The organism is Candidatus Latescibacterota bacterium, from assembly GCA_019038625.1.
GTDB lineage: Bacteria > Krumholzibacteriota > Krumholzibacteriia > Krumholzibacteriales > Krumholzibacteriaceae > JAGLYV01.
On record JAHOYU010000202.1, the window covers coordinates 1 to 4,939 of the forward strand.

Annotated in this window: 6 protein-coding genes; 3 read left to right on the forward strand and 3 right to left on the reverse strand. The window is 51.4% G+C overall.

Annotated features, from left to right (window positions below):
• A partial coding sequence (locus tag KOO63_13975) for an NAD(P)H-dependent oxidoreductase (protein ID MBU8922920.1) occupies positions 1-260 on the reverse strand: 260 nt, incomplete at its 3' end.
• A gap of 232 nt (positions 261-492) precedes the next feature.
• Between KOO63_13975 and KOO63_13980 the strand changes: the two genes are divergently transcribed.
• From KOO63_13980 to KOO63_13990, 3 genes are all read left to right on the forward strand, one after another.
• On the forward strand, positions 493-1,413 hold the full coding sequence (locus KOO63_13980) for an AraC family transcriptional regulator (GenBank protein MBU8922921.1): 921 nt from the start codon (positions 493-495) through the stop codon (positions 1,411-1,413).
• 119 nt (positions 1,414-1,532) lie between these two features.
• Positions 1,533-3,356 carry a T9SS type A sorting domain-containing protein gene (locus KOO63_13985; GenBank protein MBU8922922.1) on the forward strand — a complete coding sequence of 608 codons (1,824 nt, stop codon included), beginning with the start codon at positions 1,533-1,535 and terminating at the stop codon, positions 3,354-3,356.
• Positions 3,357-3,499: 143 nt separating this feature from the next.
• Positions 3,500-3,913 (forward strand): hypothetical protein, encoded by a 414-nt coding sequence (locus tag KOO63_13990; GenBank protein MBU8922923.1) that lies wholly within the window; start codon positions 3,500-3,502, stop codon positions 3,911-3,913.
• Positions 3,914-4,039: 126 nt separating this feature from the next.
• Here KOO63_13990 and KOO63_13995 read toward each other — a convergent pair whose 3' ends face one another.
• Positions 4,040-4,681 carry a hypothetical protein gene (locus KOO63_13995; protein ID MBU8922924.1) on the reverse strand — a complete coding sequence of 214 codons (642 nt, stop codon included), beginning with the start codon at positions 4,679-4,681 and terminating at the stop codon, positions 4,040-4,042.
• Between the two features lie 32 nt (positions 4,682-4,713).
• Positions 4,714-4,939 (reverse strand): T9SS type A sorting domain-containing protein (locus KOO63_14000; protein MBU8922925.1); only part of this gene is annotated, 226 nt, incomplete at its 5' end.

Sequence of the window (4,939 nt, forward strand, 5' to 3'; positions counted from 1 at the left end):
GTGTAGACTTCATCGATGTACTTCTTGAATAGATACGGAACACTCATCCAGTACACGGGTGTCTGAACAAAGACAGCATCTGCCCACTTGTACTTGCCCAGTTCCTCGGCGATATCGTAACCGCTCTCCACGATTGTCGTTTTCACTTCGTGACCTGCCTCGGCCAGCTGTTTTTCAGTCGCGTCAATAATAGTCTGATTCAGTTTGCCCTCGGCAAATCCTTCATAGCGCTGATGGCCATTGATCAGGAGAACCTTCATCTATTAACCTCCATTTACAAGTCTCACTTCACTCCGGGCTCTCCCGGAGCCCACAATTCAGATTGAAACGTAACACTTTTTCCCACAGCGGTGGTAGACGGTAACTACAATATCATTGCACAATCGTGCTTTTTCCTGCTGATTTTACCCTTATTCAATCGATTTTCTTGTATAATACTCCTGGTGACTCAATTTCGAACGGACAGAGGCATCAGTAGAAGAGAAGGAAATCATGAAAAAAAACGTATCCGCCCCCACAGGTGACAGAAGCAGTGAACTGGCCAGGCTGGTGGGCTCGATCGCGGTGAAAGATGGACTTTTTGAAACACTCTGGCCCGGGCTTCTGGTTTCCCGCATATCGACACCGCTCCCCAGACAGCCAGTACCCTACAGATCGAGCCTCTGCGTCGTAGTGCAGGGTCAAAAACAGATTTTCCTGGGTGAAAGGGTCTACACCTATGATCCGCTGCAATATCTGCTGGTGCCGATAGCACTGCCCCTGGAAATGGAGGTCACCAGGGCCACCCAAAAAAAACCCATTCTGGGGCTGGGGCTGGACCTGGACCTGCCAATCATCAGCGAACTGCTGCTCAATATCGACGATTCTCCCCCGCCTCTGCCGATGTGCAGTCAAGCCCAGCCGGCGCTCTTTGTCTCCAGAACAAGTCCTACTCTGCAGGACGCTTTGATACGTTTACTCAGCCTGCTCGCCGATCCTGCCGACCTGCGGATACTGGGACCATCCATCGTACGGGAGATCCTGTACCGGGTCCTTCAGGGTGAACAGGGAGGGCAGCTCCGACATCTGGTACTTCGGAGCAGCAACAGCCATCAGATCGCGGGCATTACACGCTTCCTCAATGAGAACTTCAGCGAGAGATTGAGCATCGATGACATTGCCCGTGTTGCCGGCATGAGCACCTCCGCCCTGCATCACAACTTTCGGGAAGTGACCAGCATGTCTCCTCTGCAATATCTGAAGAAGATCCGACTGCATCACTCCCGCACATTGATGGTCGCCCACGGACTCAACGCCAGCGAAGCCGGTTTTCAGGTCGGGTACTCGAACCCGTCCCAGTTCAACCGGGAGTTTAAAAGGTTGTTCGGGCTTCCACCCGGAAAACTGTTAAAAAAGATGTCAGAATCGGAATAGCCCGGCGGGAAATTGAAAACATCTACCACCCTCGTTTGTCGTTGACAGAAAAAATCGATTTCCTTACCATTGGCGGTAAGTCTAATCCTCAAATCCTGATTCTCAAGGGGGGTTCCCCGATGTGTCGACACGCTTCGAATGTCATTACATTCCGTATTTCAATATTCATTCTTCTGGTCGCGTTTATTCCCGTCAACGCCGGGACAATATTTGTCAACGAAACGGCTACAGGAGCCAATAACGGATCTTCATGGACAGACGCCTACACAAATCTGCAGAGTGCCATGGGAACAGCTGTCTCGCTTGACGAGATCTGGGTGGCGGCAGGCACCTATAAACCTGCACCAGGGTCCGTCCGGACAGGCACTTTTCTGCTTTTGAACGGCGTAGCTCTTTATGGTGGATTCGCCGGTAACGAGGCCTCTGTCGGCCAGCGCGACTGGGACGCGAATGTATCTGTCCTGAGCGGAGATATCGGAGTCGTCGGCATCAGCACAGACAACAGCTACCATGTGGTAACCGGAAGCTGGACAAATTCAACTGCTATCCTCGATGGATTTACGGTGACCGGTGGCAGAGCGGATGTCTATCCCGATCATACCGGGGGTGGAATGTATAACGATGCCGGCAGCCCGATGATCCGCAACATCATCTTTACGGATTGTTTTGCATCACACTCCGGCGGCGGAATGCGCAACGATGCAAGCAGTCCTACACTTTTAAACGTGACTTTCCTGAACAATTACGCCGACACACACGGAGGCGGTATGTACAACTACCGCTACAGCAATGTGATTCTGATAAATGTCACCTTTACCGGCAACACCACGTATGAGTATGGCGGCGGAATGTACAACGACGACAGTCATCCGGTGCTGAATTATGTGACTTTCCAGGGAAATTCCTGCATCGGATCCCCGACGCTCGGTGGAGGCATGTACAACGACACCGGTAGCAGGCCAGAGCTGACAGATGTAACTTTTGCGGGGAACTCTGCCGAACGCGGTGGCGGGTTATGCAGCTTTGGCGGCAGCGCCCCGGCACTTGTCCGTGTAATTTTCTCGGAGAACAATGCCTGGCGCGGTGGAGGGATGTACAGTGACACCAGTGATCCAACACTCGTAAATGTTGTCTTTCAGGGAAATGAAGCTACAGGCACGAACGCTTTCGGAGGCGGGATGTACAACCGTGACAATTCACCGGAACTCGTCAATGTGACTTTTTCGGGAAACGTCGCGGACGATGGCAGCGGTGGTGGAATATCCAATCTCAACAGTACCCCCTCGATCACCAACGTGATCCTCTGGGGCAATACCGCAGTGACATCCGGGAACGAGATCTATAACGTATCGAGTACTCCTGTCATCTCATATTCGCTTATCGAAAACTGCGGTGTCAGCAGCGGCGCATGGGATACATCCCTTGGCACCGATGGTGGAAACAACATCGACACTGATCCATCGTTCAAGGACACTGCCACAGGCAATCTGCGTATATGGTCTTCGTCACACGCGATTGAAGCAGGAAATAATGCAGCTGTTCCGGCTGGCATTACAACCGATCTTGACGGCAACACGCGGATCTACGGCATGTATGTGGATATCGGGGCCTACGAGTACCAGGGCATACCGACTGGTATCGGTGACGATCCGGCTTCCATGCCGCAGGGACCGATCTTTCGTGCTGTCTATCCGAATCCGTTCAACCCTTCCGTAATCATTGAGTTCGACCTCGCTCAGAAAAAACCGATTCGGCTGAGCATCTATGATGCCGGCGGACGGCTGGTGCGAATTCTCGTAGACGAGATCCGGGATCCAGGGCCACACCAGGTCATCTGGAATGGAAGGGACAAGGCAAATACAGCAGTTTCGAGCGGAATGTACTTCGTTCGTTTCGAATCGGACGGACTGGTGACTACTAAAAAAATCGTTCTGCTGAGATAGTTAAAACAGAAAAACCGGGATTTTAACGCCGACGAATAATTTGTACAGATATTGGAACAACTGCTGCTGAAGCATATTCTTGAGTCATTCAAACTGACAATATAATCATCTAATTTTGTCTCTACCTGTCAGGAGAGTTATTTATGAAGTTCCATTTATTTGTTGTCTTGATACTGGGGTTATTCTTTTTGTCCTGTGGAACCGATGATAACAATAAAAGTCCTGTTGGTCCCGACCTGGATATCAGTTACTGGGTCGACGAAAAACTTACCGTCGATTTAGGCGAGGATGTATATGGCTATGCTCGTTCCTGCGCTATTCAGACTGATGGTAAAATTGTGGTAGCTGGATACAGCAATAGCGATTCTGACTATGACTTTACCGTTACCCGTTTTTATTCAAATGGTCAACCAGATGCTACTTTTGGTACAAGTGGAATAGTCACCAGTGATGAAATAGTTGCAGGTAATGATTGTGCCGTTCAAAGTGATGGTAAAATTATTGTTGCTGTCGACGGCGGAGCAGATGGCAAAGGCTGGGCTCTGATTCGCCTCTAGCGCTGTTCGGTTCCGGACCCGGCCCCCTGACTTTATTCGGATTCCTGGTGCCAGAGATGTAGTGGGGGGGCTGAACACCCCCCCCCACTCATCACTACTCAAGATCACAGGACAAACTCAGACTCGTTACCGGCACTCATGCATGTAGTGCCCCGCGAATAAGGCCAGATCGCTCAGGTTGACACAATTGTCATCGTTGAAGTCCGCGCATGGGTCGGTCGCGGGACAACTGCCGTAGGAAGCCGCGAAGACCCCCAGATCCGAGAGGTTAATGACACAGTCGGCCGTCATATCGGGACTCACTATCACGATGTTCAGGCATGTCGGTGAAATGCACGTCGGCTGGTCCATGATCGTCTGCCCCTGAACCGTGATGTAGATGCCGCTGTTCAGCACACATCCTCCCCCGGAGATAGTTCCGCAGATATATGCTGTCCCCGAAATATCGGTGATCGCATCGGCTATTATCGGCTGGCAACACAGGCAAAGATCATAAGTGGGATCACATGCGCCTAACCAGTAATCGGTACGAGGTATACCGGGCACCGGGTTGTTCATCGCGTCCCTTATTACGATCTTTATATGATCGCCACTCGCGCCGCAGACAGCGTCGAAAAGTTCGAAATCCCCCAGCGGACAGATAGAGATCCGCATCGCGGCGCAGCTTATACTGGCTGTCGAGTTACACGGATCGATCTGGCCGGCGAGAAGTGGCCCGTTCACGAACAGAAGCGGTATCAACGAGAAGAGGAAGATCCTTTTTTTCATTCTACTACCTCCTGATTCAATACTGTTCTCCATTATTTCAGGAGTATCATCTTCTTGGTCTCACTGAATCCATCCGCGTCCATCCGGTAAAAATAGATGCCGCTGGCAACAGGATTGCCCAGATTGTTCAGGCCGTCCCACGTGTGCTGGTGAGGGCCGGCATCTTTTGTCCCGTCGATCAAGGTCTTGACCAGCCTTCCTGCTACATCGTAGATCCGCATAGTCACCTGCCCCCCTACTCTGAGGCTGTAGCTGATC